Annotated in this window: 20 protein-coding genes and 1 other annotated feature; of the genes, 6 read left to right on the top strand and 14 right to left on the bottom strand. The window is 57.4% G+C overall.

All coding sequences use genetic code 11. The features are described from left to right. Positions 1-4: 4 nt before the first annotated feature. Positions 5-1138 (bottom strand): molecular chaperone DnaJ, encoded by a 1134-nt coding sequence (dnaJ, locus tag CE636_RS18825; RefSeq protein WP_002887955.1) that lies wholly within the window; start codon positions 1136-1138, stop codon positions 5-7. An 87-nt stretch (positions 1139-1225) separates the two neighbouring features. After that, the gene (gene dnaK, locus CE636_RS18820; RefSeq protein WP_004204234.1) at positions 1226-3142 is read right to left on the bottom strand and encodes a molecular chaperone DnaK; all 1917 of its coding nucleotides are present in this window, start codon (positions 3140-3142) and stop codon (positions 1226-1228) included. Between the two features lie 396 nt (positions 3143-3538). Between dnaK and CE636_RS18815 the strand changes: the two genes are divergently transcribed. From CE636_RS18815 to satP, 3 genes are all read left to right on the top strand, one after another. Beyond that, the gene (locus CE636_RS18815) at positions 3539-3943 is read left to right on the top strand and encodes a DUF2541 family protein (RefSeq protein ID WP_017901222.1); all 405 of its coding nucleotides are present in this window, start codon (positions 3539-3541) and stop codon (positions 3941-3943) included. 28 nt (positions 3944-3971) lie between these two features. Continuing rightward, complete coding sequence (gene msyB, locus CE636_RS18810; protein WP_004204232.1) at positions 3972-4721, top strand: acidic protein MsyB; 750 nt, start codon at positions 3972-3974, stop codon at positions 4719-4721. Positions 4722-4809: 88 nt separating this feature from the next. Continuing rightward, entirely contained in the window at positions 4810-5376 is a 567-nt protein-coding gene (gene satP / locus CE636_RS18805; RefSeq protein WP_004204231.1) for an acetate uptake transporter, read from the top strand. A 56-nt stretch (positions 5377-5432) separates the two neighbouring features. Here the strand turns inward: satP and CE636_RS18800 are convergent, their stop codons facing one another. The 3 genes from CE636_RS18800 to tal form a co-directional block, all read right to left on the bottom strand. Then, a complete protein-coding gene (locus tag CE636_RS18800; RefSeq protein ID WP_004204230.1) occupies positions 5433-6734 on the bottom strand; it encodes an MFS transporter in 1302 nt (433 codons plus the stop codon). Positions 6735-6853: 119 nt separating this feature from the next. Then, the gene (gene mog / locus CE636_RS18795) at positions 6854-7441 is read right to left on the bottom strand and encodes a molybdopterin adenylyltransferase (RefSeq protein ID WP_004204229.1); all 588 of its coding nucleotides are present in this window, start codon (positions 7439-7441) and stop codon (positions 6854-6856) included. A 99-nt stretch (positions 7442-7540) separates the two neighbouring features. Beyond that, positions 7541-8494, bottom strand: a complete 954-nt coding sequence (gene tal, locus CE636_RS18790) for a transaldolase (RefSeq protein ID WP_004204228.1) — start codon at positions 8492-8494, stop codon at positions 7541-7543. A 202-nt stretch (positions 8495-8696) separates the two neighbouring features. Between tal and CE636_RS18785 the strand changes: the two genes are divergently transcribed. Both CE636_RS18785 and yaaA read left to right on the top strand, forming a co-directional pair. After that, on the top strand, positions 8697-10127 hold the full coding sequence (locus tag CE636_RS18785; RefSeq protein ID WP_004204227.1) for an alanine/glycine:cation symporter family protein: 1431 nt from the start codon (positions 8697-8699) through the stop codon (positions 10125-10127). A 77-nt stretch (positions 10128-10204) separates the two neighbouring features. Then, the gene (gene yaaA, locus CE636_RS18780) at positions 10205-10978 is read left to right on the top strand and encodes a peroxide stress protein YaaA (protein WP_017901223.1); all 774 of its coding nucleotides are present in this window, start codon (positions 10205-10207) and stop codon (positions 10976-10978) included. A gap of 48 nt (positions 10979-11026) precedes the next feature. On the opposite strand, the gene thrC is transcribed toward yaaA, so the two are convergent. The 6 genes from thrC to yjjY all read right to left on the bottom strand — a co-directional run bounded on the left by thrC (position 11027) and on the right by yjjY (position 17290). Continuing rightward, positions 11027-12307, bottom strand: a complete 1281-nt coding sequence (thrC, locus tag CE636_RS18775; protein ID WP_002887863.1) for a threonine synthase — start codon at positions 12305-12307, stop codon at positions 11027-11029. A gap of 3 nt (positions 12308-12310) precedes the next feature. After that, the gene (gene thrB, locus CE636_RS18770) at positions 12311-13240 is read right to left on the bottom strand and encodes a homoserine kinase (RefSeq protein WP_002887853.1); all 930 of its coding nucleotides are present in this window, start codon (positions 13238-13240) and stop codon (positions 12311-12313) included. A gap of 1 nt (position 13241) precedes the next feature. After that, a complete protein-coding gene (thrA, locus tag CE636_RS18765) occupies positions 13242-15704 on the bottom strand; it encodes a bifunctional aspartate kinase/homoserine dehydrogenase I (RefSeq protein ID WP_009309175.1) in 2463 nt (820 codons plus the stop codon). Between the two features lie 25 nt (positions 15705-15729). After that, positions 15730-15847 (bottom strand) — a sequence feature (Thr leader region). Continuing rightward, on the bottom strand, positions 15786-15854 hold the full coding sequence (gene thrL / locus CE636_RS18760; protein WP_004222578.1) for a thr operon leader peptide: 69 nt from the start codon (positions 15852-15854) through the stop codon (positions 15786-15788). (Overlaps the previous feature by 62 nt.) Positions 15855-16065: 211 nt before the next feature. Continuing rightward, complete coding sequence (locus CE636_RS18755; RefSeq protein WP_004204223.1) at positions 16066-16752, bottom strand: tRNA/rRNA methyltransferase; 687 nt, start codon at positions 16750-16752, stop codon at positions 16066-16068. Between the two features lie 397 nt (positions 16753-17149). Beyond that, complete coding sequence (gene yjjY, locus CE636_RS18750; RefSeq protein ID WP_004146984.1) at positions 17150-17290, bottom strand: protein YjjY; 141 nt, start codon at positions 17288-17290, stop codon at positions 17150-17152. A gap of 95 nt (positions 17291-17385) precedes the next feature. Here yjjY and arcA point away from each other — a divergent pair, with 95 nt between their 5' ends. Next, complete coding sequence (gene arcA / locus CE636_RS18745) at positions 17386-18102, top strand: two-component system response regulator ArcA (protein WP_002887843.1); 717 nt, start codon at positions 17386-17388, stop codon at positions 18100-18102. A gap of 63 nt (positions 18103-18165) precedes the next feature. On the opposite strand, the gene creD is transcribed toward arcA, so the two are convergent. The 3 genes from creD to creB are packed head-to-tail and all read right to left on the bottom strand — an operon-like array spanning position 18166 to position 21697. Further along, positions 18166-19524 carry a cell envelope integrity protein CreD gene (gene creD / locus CE636_RS18740; RefSeq protein WP_017901224.1) on the bottom strand — a complete coding sequence of 453 codons (1359 nt, stop codon included), beginning with the start codon at positions 19522-19524 and terminating at the stop codon, positions 18166-18168. A 59-nt stretch (positions 19525-19583) separates the two neighbouring features. Next, the gene (creC, locus tag CE636_RS18735) at positions 19584-21008 is read right to left on the bottom strand and encodes a two-component system sensor histidine kinase CreC (RefSeq protein ID WP_017901225.1); all 1425 of its coding nucleotides are present in this window, start codon (positions 21006-21008) and stop codon (positions 19584-19586) included. Continuing rightward, positions 21008-21697 carry a two-component system response regulator CreB gene (creB, locus tag CE636_RS18730; protein WP_017901226.1) on the bottom strand — a complete coding sequence of 230 codons (690 nt, stop codon included), beginning with the start codon at positions 21695-21697 and terminating at the stop codon, positions 21008-21010. The genes creC and creB overlap by 1 nt, the downstream gene beginning before the upstream one ends. Positions 21698-21701: the final 4 nt, after the last annotated feature.

Raw genomic sequence — 21701 nt, 5'->3', positions numbered from 1 at the left:
GGAATTAGCGGGTCAAATCGTCGAAGAACTTCTTCACACCGTCGAAGAAGCTTTTCGAACGCGGGCTGTTGTTTTCCCCGGTCGGGCCGCCGAAGCTTTCCTGCAGCTCTTTCAGCAGCTGCTTCTGCTTCTCGTTCAGCCCCACCGGCGTCTCCACCACCACCCGGCACAGCAGATCGCCCTGCGCGCCGCCGCGAACGGATTTCACGCCTTTGCCGCGCATGCGGAACAGTTTGCCGGTCTGGGTTTCGCCAGGAATCTTGAGATTGACACGGCCGTCGAGCGTCGGGACCTCAATCTCGCCGCCCAGCGCAGCCATGGTGAAGTTGATCGGCACTTCGCAGTACAGGTTGTTGCCTTCACGCTCAAAGATAGCGTGCTGCTTCACCTGGACCTGAACGTACAGATCGCCTGCCGGTGCGCCATGCTCGCCGGCTTCACCTTCGCCCGCCAGACGGATCCGGTCTCCGGTATCCACGCCCGCCGGGATTTTAACCGACAGGGTTTTGGTCTTCTCAACGCGGCCGTGACCATGACATTTATTGCACGGATCTTTAATCAGCGTACCGCGTCCCTGACAGTGCGGACAGGTCTGCTGTACCGCAAAGAAGCCCTGACGCATCTGGACCTGGCCTGCGCCATGACAGGTCGGACAGGTTTGCGGTTTGCTGCCAGCTTTGGCGCCGCTGCCGTGGCAGACGTCGCACTCTTCCAGCGTCGGAATACGGATCTCTTTGGTGACGCCACGTACCGCTTCTTCCAGCGTCAGCTCCATGTTGTAACGGAGATCGGCGCCGCGCGCCGCGCGCTGCCGGCCACGTCCGCCGCCAAAGATATCGCCGAAAACATCGCCAAAGATATCGCTGAAGTCCGCACCGCCGCCAAAACCGCCGCCGCCGCCCATGCCGCCCTGCTCAAAGGCCGCGTGGCCGTACTGATCGTAGGCCGCACGCTTCTGGGCATCAGTCAGGATTTCATACGCTTCTTTGATTTCTTTAAATTTGGCTTCGGCCTCTTTATCACCCTGATTGCGGTCCGGGTGATACTTCATGGCCAGGCGCTTATAAGCCTTTTTGATTTCACGCTCTTCCGCTGTTTTGGAGACGCCTAAAATCTCGTAGTAATCTTGCTTTGCCATCGGTGTTTTTCAGCCCCTTAACATGCGTGCACGGGCGGAGAGGAAACCTCTTCGCCCGTGCCAGTGTTTTACCCGTTCAAAGGGCGATTATTTTTTATCTTTCACTTCTTCGAACTCAGCGTCGACAACATCGTCGTCTTTCGCGTTGCTCGCCTGAGCGTCAGCGGAACCCGCCTGCTGCTGAGCATGCTGCTGCTGGGCGATTTCCATCAGCTTCTGGGAAGCCTGCGCCAGCGCCTGCATTTTCGCTTCGATGTCCGCTTTGTCTTCACCTTTCAGCGAAGTTTCCAGCGCGGTCAGCGCAGACTCAATGGCAGTTTTGTCGTCAGCCGGCAGTTTATCGCCTGCTTCTTCAACCTGCTTGCGAGTGCTGTGCAGCAGATGGTCGCCCTGGTTGCGGGTCTGTACCAGCTCTTCGAACTTACGGTCAGATTCGGCGTTAGCTTCCGCTTCGCGAACCATTTTCTGAATTTCTTCTTCATTCAGACCGGAAGACGCTTTGATGGTGATCTTCTGCTCTTTACCGCTGTTTTTGTCTTTCGCGGAGACGTGCAGGATACCGTCAGCATCGATGTCAAAGGTCACTTCGATCTGCGGCATGCCGCGCGGCGCCGGGTTGATACCATCCAGGTTGAACTGACCCAGAGATTTGTTATCAGACGCGCGTTTACGCTCACCCTGCAGCACATGGATGGTGACCGCAGACTGGTTGTCTTCAGCGGTAGAGAACACCTGGCTGTGCTTGGTCGGGATGGTGGTGTTTTTGCTGATCAGCGCAGTCATCACGCCGCCCATGGTTTCGATACCCAGCGACAGCGGGGTCACGTCGAGCAGCAGAACGTCTTTCACATCACCAGTCAGTACACCGCCCTGAACGGCAGCACCGATCGCCACGGCTTCATCCGGGTTAACGTCTTTACGCGGTTCTTTACCAAAGAACTCGGCCACTTTCTTCTGCACCATCGGCATACGAGTCTGACCACCAACGAGGATCACGTCGTTGATATCGGAAACGGACAGACCAGCATCCTGCAGGGCTACTTTCAGCGGCTCGATGGAACGGTTAACCAGGTCTTCTACCAGGCTTTCCAGTTTCGCGCGAGTCACTTTGATGTTCATGTGTTTCGGACCGGTCGCATCTGCAGTGATGTACGGCAGGTTAACGTCGGTCTGCTGAGCAGAAGACAGTTCAATCTTCGCTTTCTCAGCGGCTTCTTTCAGACGCTGCATCGCCAGCGGGTCGTTGCGCAGGTCAATGCCCTGATCTTTCTTAAATTCATCAACGAGGTAGTTGATCAGACGGGTATCGAAGTCTTCGCCGCCCAGGTGGGTGTCACCGTTGGTCGCCAGTACTTCGAAGGTTTTTTCGCCATCCACTTCGTCGATTTCGATAATAGAGATATCGAAAGTACCACCACCGAGGTCGTAAACCGCGATAGTACGGTTGCCCACTTCTTTATCCAGACCGTACGCCAGCGCGGCCGCGGTCGGTTCGTTGATGATACGTTTGACTTCCAGACCGGCGATACGGCCAGCATCTTTGGTGGCCTGACGCTGCGCATCGTTGAAGTAAGCCGGTACGGTGATAACCGCTTCAGTTACCGGTTCACCCAGGTAATCTTCAGCCGTTTTCTTCATTTTTTTCAGCACTTCAGCAGAGATCTGCGGCGGTGCAGTTTTGGTGCCTTTCACATCCAGCCATGCGTCGCCATTGTCTGCGGCAACAATTTTGTATGGCATGATAGAAACGTCACGCTGAACTTCTTCGTCCTGGAAGCGGCGGCCAATCAGGCGTTTAATCGCAAACAGGGTGTTTTGCGGGTTTGTCACTGCCTGACGTTTAGCCGGCTGACCAACCAGAGTTTCACCATCCTGGGTATAGGCAATGATAGAAGGCGTGGTGCGATCGCCTTCGGCGTTCTCCAGCACGCGTGCAGTAGTGCCATCCATAATCGCTACACAAGAGTTGGTAGTACCCAGGTCGATACCAATAATTTTACCCATCTAAACGTCTCCACTAAAAATTCGATCAACATGTGGTTGTGAACCTGTAATAAGGGCGAAACCTGCGGTTTCAACTGCCCAGACATCATTTTTTTTCAGGTTCTTCACTGCGGTTGACTACAAGATGGGGTCGCCCACTCCGGCATCAAGGGGCAAGTAGAAAAATTTTTTGCCGGGGACCAGCCGACGCCCTCGCCCCCTGTCGCCGATGGCTCAGCAAAGGATATTGCCGGGCGGCAAAAAAGATGGCGAAACATCTATATAAATAACGAATAAAATAACCAAATATATTCATAATATCATTGACATAAAACGCAATACTTGTGCGCTAAAAGCTCCGTTTTCGCAGTGATAAGATCCCCGCCCTCGCACTTTACTTATTCAGGGGACAGATTAATGAAATCACTATTCCGGCTTTCAGCGGGGCTTATCCTTAGCGTGTCAGTTATCACCTCGGCGGCCGCCAACGACCATAAGATCCTCGGCGTGATCGCCATGCCGCGCAATGAGACCAACGAACTGACGCTGAAGCTCCCCGTCTGCCGGGTGGTCAAACGTATTCAGCTCAGCGCCGAGCGCGGCGATATACAGCTCTCCGGAGCAACCGTCTACTTTAAGGCCAGCCACGGCGCCAGCCACACGCTGAACGTGCCCGCCGGGATCAAAGAGGGCAACACCACCGGCTGGATCACCCTCAACAGCGATAACGACAACAAGCGCTGTGTGAAAAAAATCGCCTTCTCAGGCCAGACGGTCAACTCCTCAGATATGGCCTCACTGAAAATTATCGGCGACGACTAACGTCGTCCCCTGCCCGAGAGAAAACGTTATGCGTATTAATTATCTGGATGATGACGATCTCGCCTTTCTGCCTGAGTGCAGCGAGGCGCATCTGGAAGCGTTTACCCGTATTCTGACCCACGGGGAAAATGGCAAACCCCGTCTCTCCAGTACGCTGCTGCGCAACGAAACCTTTCTGTCTATGGAGGGCCACCCGGAGCGCTATCGCCGCAACTGGCAGTTGATCGCCGGCGAGCTACAGCATTTCGGCGGCGACAGCATCGCCAATACGCTGCGCCGCCATGGCAAATTTTATCGCGCCATCCTGCTGGATGTGTGTAAGAGGCTGAAGGCAAAGGTCGATAAACAGATGACGACGCCGCAGATCGAGCAACAGTTGTTGACGCATTTTCTGCAGCACAGCTGGAATAAGCTGGATGCGGAACAAAAAACGCAGTTTCTCGCCGCGGTGGAGTGCCGGAGTCTTGAGCTGGAAAGCCTGCTGCCCCATCTGTTGAGACGCCGCAAGCTGAGTGAAGGCGTTGCCCTGCTACTGGATGAGCGGTTAACCGCCATCCTGCGCACGCACGCCGCCGTGAGCGTCATCGGTCATGGCCTGGTACGCGGCGCCGGGCTGGGGGGGCCGCTTGGCGCCGCGCTGAACAGCGTGAAAGCGGTGAGCGGCAGCGCTTATCGAGTCACCATCCCCGCGGTCCTGCAAATTGCCTGTTTACGACAAATGCTCCACTCGTCGTCAGGCGCAACTGAAATTGGTGAAAAATACCCCGCCAGATCATAGACAGCCTTTACGCGCCTCATTATTATGCCGCGCCCCGCCGCCAAGTCGCGGGGTAATGCTTCCCTTTTAATGATAATTTTGAGGAATTATGGGCAACACTAAGTTGGCTAATCCGGCACCGCTGGGCCTTATGGGCTTCGGCATGACCACTATTCTGCTTAACCTGGCGAATAGCGGCCTCTTCGCATTCGATGTAGCTATCCTGGCGATGGGCATTTTTTACGGTGGCATTGCGCAAATTTTTGCCGGCCTGCTGGAATACAAAAAAGGCAACACCTTTGGCTTGACCGCTTTTACCTCCTACGGCAGCTTCTGGCTGACGCTGGTTGCTATCCTTCTGATGCCGAAAATGGGCCTGGCTGATGCGCCGAACGCGCACTTCCTCGGTATGTATCTCGGCCTGTGGGGTATTTTTACGTTGTTCATGTTCTTCGGCACGCTGAAAGCCGCACGTATGCTGCAGTTCGTGTTCCTGAGCCTGACGGTGCTGTTCGCGCTGCTGGCGATTGGGCATCTGGTAGATAACGAAGGCATCGTGAAAGTAGCCGGCTGGATCGGCCTGATCTGCGGCGCCAGCGCCATTTACCTGGCGATGGGCGAAGTGCTGAACGAGCAGTTCGGCCGCACCGTGTTGCCGATCGGCGAACCGCGTTAATCTTCCGCCGCCGCCCTGTGACAGGGCGGCGGCTGGTCATCATCGGTAAACCCTGCTTAGCGCTGCAGCTCCCCTTCCGGCAACCTCGCCGCCGTCAGCCCCTGACGCAGCCAGATACCTAATCCCAAGCCCATCAGCGACAAGGCCAGAACATACCAGGCCGGGGCCATCGGCGACACCCCCATCAGCATCGTGACGGCAATCGGCGTCAGGCCGCCAAAAATCGCGTACGACAGATTGTAGGAAAAGGAAATGCCGGTGAAGCGCACTTCCGCCGGGAAGGCCCGCACCATGACATAAGGCACCGCCCCCACCACGCCCACGCAGAGTCCCACCGTACCGTACAGCAGAAACAGCCGCTGCGGGCTGGCGCCGGACAGGTGATAAAATGCCCAGCTGGCAACCGCCAGCAGCAGGCTGCCGACGATAAAGGTGCGGCTGGCGCCGAAGCGGTCCGCCGCCAGCCCGGCGAGCAGACAGCCGATGCACAACATAATCGTGGCAATGCTGTTGGCCTGCAGGGTCATCGCCGGGGCGAAGCCATAGTGTTTCTGCAGCCAGACCGGCGACATCAGGATCACCACCACCACGCCTGCCGACAGCAGCCAGGTCAGCAGCATAGAGACCGCAACCGCCTTCTGGTGCTTGAGGACGACCGCCTTTACCGGCAGTTCCTGCGCCAGCGCTTTGCGCTGCTGCATCTCAAGGAAAATCGGCGTCTCCTGCAGCCAGCGGCGCAGATACATCGCCACCAGGCCAAATACGCCCCCCAGCAGGAAGGGGATCCGCCAGCCGCCGTCGTGGATCCCCTGCGGCGTCAGGCTGGTGTTGATAAGCGTCGCCACCACCGATCCCAGCAGGATGCCTACGGTCAGGCCGGCCGTCAGCGTGCCGCAGGCGATACCAATGCGTTTTTCCGGAACATGCTCGGCGACAAACACCCAGGCGCCAGGCACCTCGCCGCCGATCGCCGCCCCCTGCAGAATACGCATCAGCAGCAACAGCAGCGGCGCGACGATGCCCACCGAGCTGTAGGTCGGCAGCAGACCAATCGCCAGGGTCGGCACCGCCATCAGCAGAATGCTGAGGGTAAACATTTTTTTACGCCCTACCAGATCGCCAAAGTGGGCCATGATGATCCCCCCCAGCGGACGCGCCAGGTAACCGGCGGCGAAAATGCCAAAGGTCTGTACCTGGCGCAGCCATTCCGGAATATCCGCGGGGAAGAAGAGCTCGCCGACGACGGCGGCGAAGAAAACGAAGATGATAAAGTCATAAAACTCCAGCGCGCCGCCAAGGGCGGCCAGCGTTAGCGTTTTATAATCCTGGCGGTTGAGCGGTCGGTTTGCATATGACATAACGCGATTTCATCCTGAGGTGTGCAGCGTATTTTATAGTGTGTAAAGTAAACAGCACTATATCGTAAATAAAACGGCACACCATCAGCGATGCAGGTTATGTCACAAATGCATCAAATTCAGGATAAAGTTTCGCGTCTGGCGCTTTTTGGACGAAATGCTTCTACCACACGGCCATCGGTTTCCACATAAGGCCCCTCCAGCAACTGTACACAATAAGGTACACTTGCGAAAATACCGTGCACCAGCACGTTGCCGTCAGCATCTTTCACCCCTTCCAGGGTCTCCTGAATCGCTTTCGGTTGTCCGGGTAGATTGAGGATCAGCGCCTGCTTGCGGATCACCCCGACCTGCCGGGAAAGGATCGCCGTCGGCACAAAGTGTAGGCTAACCTGGCGCATTTGCTCGCCGAAGCCCGGCATCTCGCGATCGGCAATCGCCAGCGTGGCGTCGGGCGTCACATCGCGACGCGCAGGGCCGGTTCCGCCGGTGGTCAGCACCAGGTGGCACCCCATCTCGTCAACCAGTTCGCACAGCGTTTGCTCAATAATGACCTGCTCATCCGGAATCAGGCGAGTCTGCAGTTCAAAAGGGGTAGTGAGGGCACGCGCCAGCCACTCTTCCAGTGCCGGGATGCCTTTGTCCTGATAGACGCCGCTGGAGGCGCGATCGGAAATGGAAACTAAGCCGATTCGTAAGGTATTCATGGTTATTCCGTTCAAACTGTAGCGTTAAACGAAATGATACACTGCTGCTGGCGGGACAGACAGTGTAATGTGGCCGACGGGCGTCGGCCACCTGCAGGATTACAGCAGTTCGCCGATCATTTTTTCCAGTTTTTCCTGGTCGATCGCAAACTTACGGATACCTTCCGCCAGTTTGTCTACCGCCATCGGATCCTGGTTATGCTGCCACAGGAACTCAGATTCGGTAATACGCTCCGGACGCGCTTTCACTTCACCGGTGTACACCAGTTTACGCTCAACGGCCCCTTCGCTTTCGGACAGCTCTTTCAGCAGCGCTGGCGCGATGGTCAGGCGGTCACAGCCAGCCAGTTCGAGAATTTCACCAACGTTACGGAAGCTAGCGCCCATCACTACGGTTTCATAACCGTGCTGCTTGTAGTACTCGTAGATTTCGCTGACGGAAACCACGCCCGGATCTTCTGCCGGCGCGTACTCTTTCTTGTCGGTGTTGGCTTTGTACCAGTCGAGGATACGACCAACGAACGGCGAAATCAGGAAGACGCCCGCTTCGGCGCAAGCACGAGCCTGAGCGAAGGAGAACAGCAGGGTCAGGTTGCAGTTGATGCCTTCTTTTTCCAGCTGCTCAGCGGCGCGAATGCCCTGCCAGGTGGAAGCCAGCTTGATCAGAATACGATCGTTGCTGATGCCCGCGTCGTTATACAGCTTGATGATGCGCTTAGCTTTGGCGATAGACGCTTCGGTGTCGTAGGAGAGACGTGCATCCACTTCGGTGGAGATACGGCCCGGGATCAGTTTCAGGATTTCGAGACCGATGTTCACCGCCAGCTTATCGGAAGCATCAAGGATCTGCTGCGCGCGATCGCTGCTCTGGCTACGAGCCCAGGCCACAGCGTCATCAATCAGCTTACGGTACTCAGGGATCTGAGCCGCGCCGAGGATCAGGGAAGGGTTGGTGGTGGCATCCTGAGGCTGATACAGCTTCATTGCCGCAATATCTCCGGTGTCAGCGACGACAGTGGTGTACTGACGCAGAGAAGTTAATTTATCCGTCATGATATATTTCTCTTAAACAGCAGTTAAGGGGATGTAACCGGTCTGCCCAGATGATAACACGCTGCCGGGTCAGCGCAACCGCCGACGAGAGAAGAGCGCAGAGTGTGATAAACTATGCAGATTAATTTGCTGAAAGCGCAAGGATTGTCACTTAATTGGTAACGCTTACACTGGCGTGCCGGCATGGACAAGAGGATGTTTAATGCCTGATTTTCTCTCATTTATCAATGAAATACTCTGGGGCTCAGTGATGATTTATCTGCTACTGGGCGCCGGCATCTGGTTTAGCTGGCAAACCCGGGGTATTCAGTTCCGTTACGTGCGCAAATTTAGCCGCAGTCTGAAAAAAAGCCTGCACCCGCAGCCGGGCGGTTTAACCTCTTTTCAGGCGTTATGTACCAGTCTTGCCGCCCGGGTTGGCAGCGGTAATCTTGCCGGCGTCACGCTGGCCATCGCCGCCGGCGGACCAGGAGCGGTATTCTGGATGTGGGTCTCCGCCCTGCTCGGCATGGCCAGCAGCTTCGCCGAATGTTCCCTTGCCCAGTTGTATAAAGAACGCGATAGCCGCGGCCAGTTTCGCGGCGGCCCGGCCTGGTATATGGCGCGCGGGCTCGGCATGCGCTGGATGGGCGTGCTGTTTTCGATCCTCCTGCTGCTGGCCTATGGTTTTATCTTCAATACCGTGCAGGCTAACTCCGTGGCCCATGCCCTGCGCTATGCGTTCGATCTGCCGGCGGCGGTCAGCGGCGGCGTGCTGGCGGTTGTCGTTCTGCTGGCCATCCTCCGCGGTTTACGCGGCGTGGCGCGCCTGATGCAGTGGATAGTGCCCATCATGGCGCTGCTATGGATCGCCACCAGTCTGCTTATCGGCCTGTGGCATATCACCGCTCTGCCGACGATTTTCGCCACCATCTTTCGCTGCGCCTTCGGCTGGCAGGAAGCCGCCGCCGGCGCGGTGGGCTACACCATCAGCCAGGCGCTGACCAGCGGCTTTCAGCGCGGCATGTTCTCCAATGAAGCAGGGATGGGCTCTTCGCCTAACGCCGCCGCAGCCGCCGCCTCATGGCCACCGCACCCGGCGGCGCAGGGTATCGTGCAGATGATAGGCGTGTTTATCGATACCATCGTGATCTGTACCGCCAGCGCGATTATCGTCATGCTGGCGCCGCGGCCCGACAATGAATATACGCTCAATGGTATTCAGGACTTGCAACACGCGATGAGCGTGCTGGTCGGCGGCTGGGGAGCGGATTTTATCGCCCTCATCGTGCTGCTGTTCGCTTTTAGCTCTATCGTGGCCAACTACGTGTATGCGGAAAATAATCTGATCTTTCTGCATCTGGATAAGCCGCGTTATATCTGGGGTCTGCGAATACTCACCGTCCTGATGGTGCTGTTGGGGACCCTGGTTAGCCTGCCGGTCGTCTGGCAGAGCGCGGATATCATTATGGCGCTGATGGCGATGACCAACCTGACGGCCATCCTGCTGCTCTCCCCGACGGTGCGAATTATCGCCAGTGATTATCTGCGTCAGCGCCAGCTGGGCATCCAGCCCACTTTTGATGCATCGCGCTATCCCGAGATTCACCAGCAGCTGGCCCCGGGCGCGTGGAATGAACTGCCGCGTGAATAACGCGGCAATCGCAGCTATCGATCCCACCATGCACTTTTTTTGTTAAAATTCGTCGAAATTACCTGCAAGGACTGGATATGCTGATTCTGATTTCACCTGCTAAAACGCTCGATTATCAAAGCCCGCTGGCAACGACTCGCTATACCCAGCCCGAACTCCTCGAGTATTCTCAAGAGCTTATCAGCATCGCCCGTCAGCTGACCGCGCCGCAAATCGGCAAGCTGATGAGCATCAGCGACAAGCTGGCGGATCTGAACGCCACCCGTTTCCACAACTGGCACCCTGACTTTACGCCGCAAAATGCCCGCCAGGCGATCCTCGCCTTTAAGGGCGATGTCTACACCGGCCTGCAGGCAGAGACGCTCACTGAGGACGACTTTGACTTCGCCCAGCGACACCTGCGCATGCTCTCCGGCCTGTATGGCGTGCTGCGCCCGCTGGACCTGATGCAGCCCTACCGCCTGGAGATGGGGATCCGTCTGGAAAACCCGCGCGGTAAAGATCTGTACCAGTTCTGGGGCGATACCATTACCGAGAAGCTGAATCAGGCGCTGCAGGCTCAGGGCGACGATATCGTCATCAACCTGGCTTCCGATGAGTATTTTAAATCGGTGAAAACGCAAAAATTGCAGGGCCAGCTGATCAAGCCGGTCTTCCTCGATGAGAAGAACGGCAAATTCAAAGTGATCAGCTTCTATGCCAAGAAAGCCCGTGGCCTGATGAGCCGCTACATTATTGAAAATCGCTTAACCCAGCCGGAGCAGCTGAAATCCTTTAATAGCGAAGGCTATTTCTTTGATGCGGAGGCTTCGGAGAAAGGCGAACTGGTGTTTAAACGCCACGAGCAGTAAGTAAGCGTCCCCCTGCGGCGTTCGAGGCGACAGGGGGACGGTAAGGATTTAGCCCATCATCAGCTTACGCAGCGCGGCGAAATCCGCCGGCAGGTTGTGAGACAGCAGCGGCAGGTCGGCGCGGTCGGCCAGCTCTTTCGGCAGCGGCAGGGTCTCCTGCAGGATCTCCTCCACGCTCTCTTTGAACTTCGCCGGATGCGCAGTACCGAGGAACAGACCGTACTCTCCCGGCTGCAGCTGATCGCGCAGCGCGCGCCAGGCAATCGCCGCGTGCGGCTCAGAGATGTAGCCGATGGCCTTCAGCTCGCGCATTGCCGCTTTGGTGGTCTCATCATCGACCGCGGCATAGCCCAGCTCGCTGAGACGCCAGATTTTACGGCGGAACAGCTCTTCGACACGCGGCCAGTTGTTCGGCTGGCTGACGTCCATGGCGTTGGACAGCGTCGCCTGGGTGGCTTTTGGCGCCCACTCGCCGCCCTGCAGATAGCGCGGAACAGTGTCGTTGGCGTTGGTGGCAGCGATAAAGCGTTTGATCGGCAGACCCAGCGACTTCGCCAGCAGACCGGCGGTCAGATCGCCGAAGTTGCCGCTCGGCACAGAAATCACCAGCTGATTGCGGGCTTCCTGCGGCAGCTGCGCCGCCGCTTCGAAGTAGTAGCAGATCTGCGCCAGCAGGCGGCTGATGTTAATGGAGTTAGCCGAGTTCAGCCCCAGCGTCGCCTTCAGTTCTTCATCGTCAAACGCCTGCTTCACCAGCGCCTGGCAGGCGTCGAAGTCGCCGTCAATCGCCACGGTTTCGATGTTGCCGCCGAGAGTACAGAACAGCTTCTCCTGCAGCGGGCTGATCTTGCCGCGCGGATAGAGGATCACCACCTTAACGTTCGGCAGACCATAGAAAGCATGCGCCACCGCCGCCCCGGTATCGCCAGAGGTCGCGGTGAGGATGGTGACCGGCTTGTCGCCCGCAATGTGGGTCAGCATCTGCGCCATAAAGCGGCCGCCGAAATCCTTGAACGCCAGCGTGGGGCCATGGAACAGTTCCAGACAGCCGACATCCTCCTGAACCTTGCTCACCGGCGCCGGAAACGCAAACGCCGCGCGGACCCGCTGCTGCAGGACATCCTGCGGGATCTCATCGCCGATAAAGGCGGATAAAATTTTGGCGCTGCGGGTGACAAAGTCCTGCGCCAGCATATCGTCGATTTCAGTCAGGCTGAATTCCGGCAGATCGTGCGGAAAGAACAGGCCCTGATGCTTGCCAAGTCCCTGGGTAACGGCCTGCGCAAAGCTGACCTGCTCATTGTGATCTTTTAAGTTATACAGTTTCATTGGTTATCCCACTACGCGTGCGCCCGCCGTATCCAGCCGGCAAATATGAACAAAGCCTTCCTGATTCTGTAGATAGTGCGCGCCAAGCCAGTCGGCGACGCGCTGTGCGGTGTCCGGCTTATCGCACAACGCGAATAGCGTTGGGCCAGAGCCGGAGATGCCGCAAGCCTGGGCGCCCATCTCCATGGCCGCCTGACGCGCTTCGCTAAAGCCCGGCAGCAGTTTGGTTCGGTACGGTTCGGCAATCACATCTTTCATCAATTTTGCCGCCAGCTGCGGCTGGCGGGTGTAGCAGGCATGAATAAAGCCCGCGAGGTGGCGACCATGGGCGATACAATCCTGACGGCGGTACTGCGCCGGCAGAATCGCCCGCGCTTCGGCGGTGGAGACTTTAATCCCCGGATAGGCCAGCACCCACAGCCACTCATCAAACCCGGGCACCTGCTGGCTGATAATCCCATTCTCTTCGATCATCAACTGCATGCCGCCAAGATAGCACGGCGCCACGTTGTCGTAGTGAATGCTGCCGGAGATACGCCCTTCCATCTCCCCCATCAGCGCCAGCATGCGCGTCTCGTTCAGCGGCTTACCGCAAAACTCGTTCATCGCCACCAGCGCGGCGACCACCGAGCAGGCGCTGGAACCCAGCCCGGAACCAATCGGCATGTTTTTTTCCAGCGTCATCGCCACCGGCACCGTCTTACCGATCTCCCGGCAAAAGCTTTCCCAGCACTGGTAAACAATGTTCTCCTGCGGCGCCGTCGGCAGTTTGCTGGCGAAGCGTCCCAGATTCTGCAGGCTGAATTGCTCCGCCGCTTCGACAGTGACGTTGTCGCCAAGCAGCGTGCCATCGACCGGCGTGACCGCCGCGCCCAACACATCAAACCCGACGCTCATATTGGCACTGGAAGCCGGGGCATATACTTTGACCATCTTAAACTCCTAACTTCCAGGAAAGGGTGCGCAGCAGGTCGGCGAATACGCCGGCCGCCGTGACGTCGTTCCCGGCACCATAGCCGCGCAGCACCAGCGGCAATGGCTGATAATAGTGGCTGTAAAAGGCCAGCGCGTTCTCGCCATTTTTGACTTTGTACAGCGGATCGTTACCGTCAACGGCGGCAATTTTCACCCGGCAGGTACCATCCTCTTCGATGTTACCGACATAGCGCAAGACTTTACCTTCATCGCGCGCCTTAGCAATCCGCGAGGCGAACTCATCATCCAGCGACGGCAGGCGGGCCATAAAGGTCTCGACATCACCGCTGGCGTCGAAGTCCGCCGGCAGCGCCGACTCGACGATAATGTCCGACAGTTCCAGTTCACGTCCGGTCTCACGGGCCAGAATCAGCAGCTTACGCGCGACGTCCACCCCGGATAAATCGTCGCGCGGATCCGGCTCGGTATACCCCATCTCACGGGCCATTGCCGTCGCCGCCGAGAAACTCACCCCCTCATCCAGCTTGCCGAAGATAAACGACAGGGAGCCGGAAAGGATCCCGGAGAAATGGCGCAGTTCATCGCCGGCGTTGAGCAGGTTCTGCAGGTTCTCAATCACCGGCAGGCCAGCGCCAACGTTCGTATCATAGAGGAACTTGCGGCGCGAGCTGCTCGCCGCGTGGCGCAGCTGATGATAGTAATCCAGTGAAGAGGTATTGGCCTTTTTATTCGGCGTGACCACATGGAATCCTTCGCGCAGGAAGTCGGCGTACTGATCGGCGACCGCCTGGCTGGAGGTACAGTCGACGATCACCGGATTCAGCAGGTGGTACTCTTTTACCAGGCGGATCAGGCGACCAAGATTAAAGGGTTCTTTCGCCTCCGCCAGCGCTTCACTCCAGTTTTCCAGATTCAGACCATGCACGCTGGTCAGCAGCGCCTGAGAGTTGGCCACGCCGCAAACGCGCAGATCGATATGTTTGCTCTTCAGCCAACCCTGCTGGCGTTTGATCTGCTCCAGCAGCGCGCCGCCGACGCCGCCGACGCCGATGACGAACACTTCGATCACCTGATCGGTGTTGAACAGCATCTGATGGGTCACGCGCACGCCGGTGGTAGCATCGTCATTGCTAACCACCACCGAAATGGAGCGCTCGGAGGAGCCCTGAGCAATCGCCACGATATTGATATTGGCGCGAGCCAGCGCGGCAAAAAACTTTGCCGAGATACCGCGCAGGGTGCGCATCCCGTCGCCCACCACCGAGATAATAGCCAGACGCTCCATAATGGCCAGCGGCTCCAGCAGTCCCTCTTTCAGCTCGAGGTAAAACTCATCTTCCATCGCCCGTTTGGCTCGCGCGCAGTCGCTCTGCGGCACGCAGAAACTGATGCTGTACTCGGAGGAGGATTGGGTGATCAGCACTACCGAGATGCCGGCGCGGGACATGGTGGCGAAGACGCGGGCGGCCATGCCGACCATGCCTTTCATCCCCGGCCCGGAAACGTTGAACATCGCCATGTTGTTGAGGTTAGAGATGCCTTTAACCGGCAGATCGTCCTCGTCGCGGCTGGCGCCGATGAGCGTTCCCGGCGCCTGCGGGTTGCCAGTATTTTTAATCAGACATGGGATTTGGAATTGGGCGATAGGGGCGATGGTGCGCGGGTGCAGCACTTTCGCGCCAAAATAGGAGAGCTCCATCGCCTCCTGATAAGACATCGATTTCAGCAGACGCGCATCCGGCACCTGGCGCGGGTCGCAAGTGTACACTCCGTCGACATCGGTCCAGATTTCGCAGCAATCGGCGCGCAGGCAGGCGGCCAGCACCGCAGCCGAATAGTCGGAGCCGTTGCGCCCCAGCACCACCAGCTCCCCCTTCTCATTGCCAGCGGTAAACCCGGCCATCAGGATCATATGGTCTGCCGGGATCTGGCTGGCGGCGATGCGGCGGGTGGATTCGGCGATATCGACCGTGGACTCCATGTAGTGACCAACGGCAAGCAGTTTTTCCACCGGGTTAATGACACTGACTTTATGACCACGGGCTTCCAGCAGACCCGCCATGATGGCGATGGAGAGCTTTTCGCCTCGGCAGATCAGCGCGGCATTGACGCTATCCGGGCACTGACCCAGCAGGCTAATACCGTGCAGGACATGCTTAATCTGAGCAAACTCCTGCTCAACAAAGGCTTTCAACTGGGCGAGCGGGAAAGCGGGCTGGGCGTCGGCAAGGCCCTGAAGAAGTTCGGCAAAAATGCGTTCAGCGTCGGCAATATTGGGGAGGGCATCCTGGCCGCCAATGGTCTTTTCAATCATCGCTACCAGATGGTTAGTGATCTTCGCCGGGGCAGACAGGACGGTCGCTACCTGCCCCTGCCTGGCATTACTCTCCAGAATATCGGCAACCCGCAGAAACCGTTCCGCATTTGCCACTGATGTACCGCCGAACTTCAACACTCGCATGGTTCTTACCCCTTGATCTCTTGTCAAAAAAAAAGCCCGCACTGTTCAGGTGCGGGCTTTTTTCTGTGTTTCCTGTACGCGTCAGCCCGCACCGTTACCTGTGGTAATGGTGGTGGTGATAATGGTGGTAATCATGCCGATGCGATTCATGGATGTTGTGTACTCTGTATTTTTATCTGTCTGTGTGTCCTGCCTATATTGGTTAAAGTATCTGCCGTCTTAAGTCAATGAATTTCTCAATTAACCCTATTTCAGCCGGCTTACGTATTGCGCCACCCCGACAAGAAAAAACACCCAGATTGGCGGAACACCTCCCGCAAAAACAGTACATGCAACCATAAATAAAAAATATGACAGAACTTTATTCTGGTAGGTTTTTTTCAATATCATGCAGCAAACGATGCAACATTGCCGTGTCTCGCTGCTGCAGCAGCCCCAATCGTTGCGACAGCCAGTCGGCCAGTTTGGCATCGTCCTCCACGCCCAGACGCGAAAGCAAGGCCATGGTGCGGAGGCGCAACGCCTGCAGCTGATGATGGTCTGCCGCGGCAGCGGCGGGAGCCGATTGTTGCATAAGCGATGCTAATTGATAGCAGTAAACCATCACCGACTGACCGAGGTTCAGCGACGGATAATCCGCGACCATCGGCACGCCGGTCAGCACATCGGCCAGGGCCAGCTCCTCATTGGTCAATCCGGCGTCTTCACGGCCAAATACCAGCGCGGTATGGGTCATCCAGTTCGCCTTCTCCTCCAGCAGCGGCAACAACTGCTGCGGCGTGGCGTAATAGTGAAACCGCGCGCGACTGCGGGCGGTGGTGGCGACGGTAAAATCGACGTCGTGCAGCGCCTCAGCAAGGGTGGAATAGGTGGTGATGCCATCGAGGATGTCGCCTGAGCCGTGCGCCACCCAGCGTGCCGCCGGCGCCAGATGGGCTTCACTGTCCACGATCCGCAGATCGCGAAATCCCATGGTTTTCATCGCCCTGGCGGCGGCACCGACGTTCTCGGCCCGGGCAGGACCGACCAAAATAATCGTTAAACGCATTGCGGTTTCATTCTCTCTCTCAGGCGTTGTCTGAGGCGCGGAGCCCCCCATTTTACGCGGTGAAAATTTACAAATTTGCAACAAAAATCACTAAAATTGCGTTTTCTTACCCATAAAAAAATCTAAACTGTTCTCAGGAGGCCATGACAAGGAGTATGTTAACAGAACCCATTTATCCATATGATGAGCAATGAAATTTCATCTGACGCATCGTTCCAGACATTGGATTCACTGTATTTATTAATTTATCCACGCAACTAGTTGAGCCGGGTAAAGATTGTGACTATAAAGAGCATGGCGATGCAATGATTTCACAAGGCTGTTAACGTGCTACAATTGAACTTGATATATGTCAACGAAGCGTAGTTTTATTGGGTGTTCGGCCTCTCTTAGCCTGTTATGTTGCTGTTAAAATGGTTAGGATGTCAGCCGTTTTTGACACCGTCGGGTCCAGAGGGAAAGTACCCACGACCAAGCTAATGATGTTGTTGACGTTGATGGAAAGTGCATCAAGAACGCAATTACGTACTTTAGTCATGTTACGCCGCGCATGTTAATTTGCGACATGCACCAGGCAGGTCAGGGACTTTGGTACTTCCTGTTTCGATTTAGTTGGCAATTTAGGTAGCAAACATGCAGACCCCGCACATTCTTATCGTTGAAGACGAGTTGGTAACACGCAACACGTTAAAAAGTATTTTCGAAGCAGAAGGTTACGATGTATTCGAAGCGACCGATGGCGCGGAAATGCATCAGATCCTGTCTGAAAATGATATCAACCTGGTGATCATGGATATCAACCTGCCGGGTAAAAATGGTCTTCTGCTGGCGCGCGAGCTGCGCGAGCAGGCCGACGTCGCGCTGATGTTCTTAACCGGCCGCGACAACGAAGTGGATAAGATCCTTGGCCTCGAAATCGGCGCTGACGACTATATCACTAAACCGTTTAACCCGCGTGAACTGACTATCCGCGCGCGCAACCTGCTCTCCCGTACCATGAACCTCGGTACCGTGAGCGAAGAGCGTCGCAGCGTGGAAAGCTACAAGTTCAACGGCTGGGAACTCGATATCAACAGCCGTTCCCTGGTTAGCCCGAACGGCGAACAGTACAAGCTGCCGCGCAGTGAATTCCGCGCGATGCTGCACTTCTGCGAAAACCCGGGCAAAATTCAGTCTCGTGCCGAGCTGCTGAAGAAAATGACCGGTCGCGAGCTGAAGCCGCATGACCGTACCGTTGACGTGACCATTCGTCGGATTCGTAAACACTTCGAATCCACTCCGGATACTCCGGAAATCATCGCTACCATTCACGGTGAAGGTTACCGTTTCTGTGGCGATCTGCAGGAATAATGCGAGTTATTCCGCAGCTATGATGTGAAAACGGCGCCCCGAGGGCGCCGTTTTTTTATGCCGTCACTCTTTCCACAGGCGCAGTTTGTCGTCATCGGCAGATGGCGGCGGAGGCGCACTGCCTTTCGGTAACGATAACGCATACCAGTCCACTCGCCGGGTCAAAAACATCAGAATGCTCAGCGCCAGCACCAGCACACCGGTCCCCAACAGCAGCGCGCTGTCCTCGGAGTGCAGCAGAAACCACATCACCCCATCCAGCAGCAGCAGCGCGGCGACAAACAGCAGGCTGTTGCGCCATCCCCTGAGCACCGCCTGGAGGTAGATCCCATTCATCACCGCGCCGCACAGACTGGCGGCCAGCCAGGCGGCGGTAAAGCCAATGTGCTCCGAAAGCGCCAGCAGCACCAGGTAAAACAGCACCAGCGATAAGCCCACCAGCAAATATTGCATCGGATGCAGGGGCCGATGGGTCAGGCTCTCGAAAGCGAAAAAGGCCATAAACGTCAGCCCGATTAACAGGATGGCATATTTTGTCGCCCGATCGGTTAGCTGGTACTGGTCGGCAAGCGACATGACATCGGCACTGAACGCCGGTAAGCGCGACCACGGGATCTCCATATCATCCTTGAAATAGCTGCCCATATCATTGGCGAACCAGCTGCTTTGCCAGTGGGCGCGATAGCCGGCAGCATTCACTTCGCGTTTCGTTGGCAGGAAGCTGCCGAGAAAGCCGGGATGCGGCCAGTTACTGGTCAGCTGCAGCTCGCTGTTGCGCCCGAGCGGCGCCAGTGAAAATGCGCCCGTCCCGTTCAGATCGAGCGAAAAAGCAATCTCAAGCGGCTTGTTGTCCTCCGCCAGCGCAGGCATCCGCATATGGATGCCCGCCCCATCGCCGCTGATCCCCAGCCCTGGTTCCACGCTTAATACGCTGCCGTTAACCTTCGGGGCGTGGATGGCGCCAATGCCGCGGGCATCGCCGACGCTCACCACCAGCCGCGGCAGGCCCAGGGTGATATGCGTTTTTCGCAGCGACGCCAGACGCAGCGGATCGAAGGTGGCCTTAATCTGCAGGGCGTTATGCCATACCTGCCCGCTGTAGATGCCCACCCTTCTCGACTCCACGGTCTGTTTGCCGGTGACCGCCAGCGACTCCGGCAGCCAGTAGTACACCCAGCTACGCTGATAGGCGACCTCTTTTTGGTTTTCCCTGCGGGTCAGCGTCTCGGTTACCGGAATAGCGATCAGCGGCCCGGCGAGTTTTTGCGAACCGCTGGTGCTCTGCTCAATGGCGTCCACTACCTCGCTGCGATAATCAGCCCGCTCATTGATGAGCTCCCTGACCATCATTAAAGGTAGAGATAACAGCACAATACAGCCTATTAGCGTGGTGATTTTCCAGAATAACGGTGATTTCAACATAGCTTTCTCCCTATCGTGATGGCCTCACCATAGGGCGGCTGTGTGGGGAGAATTTGAAGCTATGTGAAGGGACGGTGAAGTCTCAGCGTAGCGACCACGCCGCCTTCGGGCCGATTGCGCAGACGGATATCGCCATGATGCAGGCGCGCCACTTCACGAACGAAGGCCAGCCCAAGGCCGCTGCTCTTGTGGCCGTCTTCACGCGGTAGCGAGTAGAACCGCTCAAAGATCCGCGTCAGGGCATAGTCCGGAATACCGCATCCGTTATCCGTTACGCTCAGTTGCACCTCTGCATTTCGTTTCTCTACCCCCAGGGCGATCTCGCCGCCCTGGGGGGTAAAATCAATCGCGTTGTCGAGCAGATTACCCAGCGCCTGGGCCAGCAGTTCGCCATCGCCATTGACCAGCATCCCACTCGCCTGCCAGCGCAGAGTAATGGCTTTCGCCGCCAGGGCGATGTCGCGCTCCTCCGCCAGGCGTTGGTATAGCGCATCTATCGACACCGGCTGTAGCTTTATCTCCAGCCGGCTTTCCAGTCGCGCCTGCTGGAGTAACCGCTCCACCAGCAGCTGCATGCGGGTGTTCTGCGCAAGGATATTCTCAGTAAACCGCGCCGCCACCGCAGGCGGCGGCCCTTCGCGCAGAATCTCCGCCGCACCGCGAATAGCCGCCAGCGGACTTTTCAGCTCGTGCGTCAGGTCATAGACATAGTTTTCGATGGCGTTTTTGCCTTCGAGCTTCACCCGCATGCTCTCCAGCGCCTGGGCCAGCTTACGCAGTTCGCTGCTGCCGACCTCCGGCAACGGCAGCGGGCGGTCAGCGGTCACGGAGTCCGCATAGCGCACCAGCTTACCGATAGAGAAATTAATCCACCAGACGACGCCGCAGCCGATCAACAGCGCAATGCCCAGCAGGGCGCCGCCGGCCCAGAGGATCCGCCGCTCGCTGCGCTTAATGACCGGCGTCATCGCCAGGTTAGGTTTACCGACGCTCAGCACGCCGATAATCCGCCCCTTATCCATCACCGGCGCGGCGATATACATCACCGAGCTGGCTTCATCATGCGGATCGCTGCGCGAACTGCGCGCGCCATACTGCCCGCGCAGGGTGAGCCAGACGTCGTTCCAGCGTGAATAGTCCTGCCCTGTCGCCTCTCCACTGGAGTCAAACACGACCTTGCCCCGGGCATCGGTCAGATAGACGCGGTACTCATTACGCACCTTTTTAATTCCGCCAATGTTGGCGTTTAGCCGCTGCTGGTTGAGCTGTTGAAAGGCCTGCGCCAGCCTGCCCTGCTGCGGGTTTGCCGCCAGCAGGTCCTCACGCGCCAGCGCCGCCAGCAGGGTGGCGGTATCGTTGAGGGTCCCCTCCGTCGCCCGGCGCACGCCCGGCTTCACTTCCTGGACAAAGATCGACAGTACAAACCACGCGGCGATCGCGACGATAAGAAAATAGCCCAGCAGCAGGCGCATGCCGATGCGCATCAGCTGCGCCCCAGGCTGTAGCCCATCCCGCGATGGGTATTGATTGGCGACAAATCAGGATTCACGGCCCGCAGTTTAGCGCGCAGGGTTTTGATGTGGGTGTCGACGGTGCGGTCGAGGCTTTCCCAGGCATCGCTCCATACCTGCTCCATCAGCTGCTGACGGGAGAAAACGCGACCGGGCGCGTGAAGCAAAGTTTTCAACAGCAGAAATTCATAGCGCGTCAGGTTCAGGGGCTGGCCGAACCAGCTTATCGACGCCGCCTGCTCGTCAAGCACAAACTCGCCGACGCGAACTACCGACGAAGGCGCGGCAAATTTTTGCAGCCGTCGCAGCACGCTGCGCACCCGCGCGCAAACTTCACGCGGCGAAAACGGCTTGGCGATGTAATCGTCAGCGCCGATTTCCAGCCCCAGCAGCTTATCGACCTCATCGCTCCGCGCCGTGAGAAACAGCACCGGCAGCGCCGGAAAGCGCGTCAGCAGGCGCCGACAGAGCTCGAAGCCGCTGATATCCGGCAAGCCAACGTCGAGGATGGCGGCATCGGGCGCCTGATGCGCCGCCGCCTCCAGCGCGGGTAACCCGCGGTCAAAGACGGTGACCTGGAAGCCCTCCTGCTGGAGCATATAAACCAGGGTATCGGCGATACTCTGTTCATCCTCAACTAACCAAATCCGTGGCTGCTGCATGCGC

It is taken from the genome of Klebsiella sp. LY (genome assembly GCF_004010915.1).
GTDB lineage: Bacteria > Pseudomonadota > Gammaproteobacteria > Enterobacterales > Enterobacteriaceae > Klebsiella > Klebsiella quasipneumoniae.
This window is presented reverse-complemented; position numbering and strand designations above follow the sequence as displayed.

Excerpts from the sequence above, each read along its gene's own strand:
- dnaK (WP_004204234.1), bottom strand. The coding sequence starts at position 3,142 with ATGGGTAAAATTATTGGTATCGACCTGGGTACTACCAACTCTTGTGTA.
- dnaJ (WP_002887955.1), bottom strand. The coding sequence starts at position 1,138 with ATGGCAAAGCAAGATTACTACGAGATTTTAGGCGTCTCCAAAACAGCG.
- msyB (WP_004204232.1), top strand. The coding sequence starts at position 3,972 with ATGCGTATTAATTATCTGGATGATGACGATCTCGCCTTTCTGCCTGAG.
- CE636_RS18785 (WP_004204227.1), top strand. The coding sequence starts at position 8,697 with ATGCCTGATTTTCTCTCATTTATCAATGAAATACTCTGGGGCTCAGTG.
- thrC (WP_002887863.1), bottom strand. The coding sequence starts at position 12,307 with ATGAAACTGTATAACTTAAAAGATCACAATGAGCAGGTCAGCTTTGCG.
- CE636_RS18755 (WP_004204223.1), bottom strand. The coding sequence starts at position 16,752 with ATGCGTTTAACGATTATTTTGGTCGGTCCTGCCCGGGCCGAGAACGTC.
- yaaA (WP_017901223.1), top strand. The coding sequence starts at position 10,205 with ATGCTGATTCTGATTTCACCTGCTAAAACGCTCGATTATCAAAGCCCG.
- creC (WP_017901225.1), bottom strand. The coding sequence starts at position 21,008 with ATGCGCATCGGCATGCGCCTGCTGCTGGGCTATTTTCTTATCGTCGCG.
- satP (WP_004204231.1), top strand. The coding sequence starts at position 4,810 with ATGGGCAACACTAAGTTGGCTAATCCGGCACCGCTGGGCCTTATGGGC.
- thrB (WP_002887853.1), bottom strand. The coding sequence starts at position 13,240 with ATGGTCAAAGTATATGCCCCGGCTTCCAGTGCCAATATGAGCGTCGGG.
- thrA (WP_009309175.1), bottom strand. The coding sequence starts at position 15,704 with ATGCGAGTGTTGAAGTTCGGCGGTACATCAGTGGCAAATGCGGAACGG.
- yjjY (WP_004146984.1), bottom strand. The coding sequence starts at position 17,290 with ATGACTAAAGTACGTAATTGCGTTCTTGATGCACTTTCCATCAACGTC.
- arcA (WP_002887843.1), top strand. The coding sequence starts at position 17,386 with ATGCAGACCCCGCACATTCTTATCGTTGAAGACGAGTTGGTAACACGC.
- creB (WP_017901226.1), bottom strand. The coding sequence starts at position 21,697 with ATGCAGCAGCCACGGATTTGGTTAGTTGAGGATGAACAGAGTATCGCC.
- CE636_RS18800 (WP_004204230.1), bottom strand. The coding sequence starts at position 6,734 with ATGTCATATGCAAACCGACCGCTCAACCGCCAGGATTATAAAACGCTA.
- mog (WP_004204229.1), bottom strand. The coding sequence starts at position 7,441 with ATGAATACCTTACGAATCGGCTTAGTTTCCATTTCCGATCGCGCCTCC.
- CE636_RS18815 (WP_017901222.1), top strand. The coding sequence starts at position 3,539 with ATGAAATCACTATTCCGGCTTTCAGCGGGGCTTATCCTTAGCGTGTCA.
- creD (WP_017901224.1), bottom strand. The coding sequence starts at position 19,524 with ATGTTGAAATCACCGTTATTCTGGAAAATCACCACGCTAATAGGCTGT.
- tal (WP_004204228.1), bottom strand. The coding sequence starts at position 8,494 with ATGACGGATAAATTAACTTCTCTGCGTCAGTACACCACTGTCGTCGCT.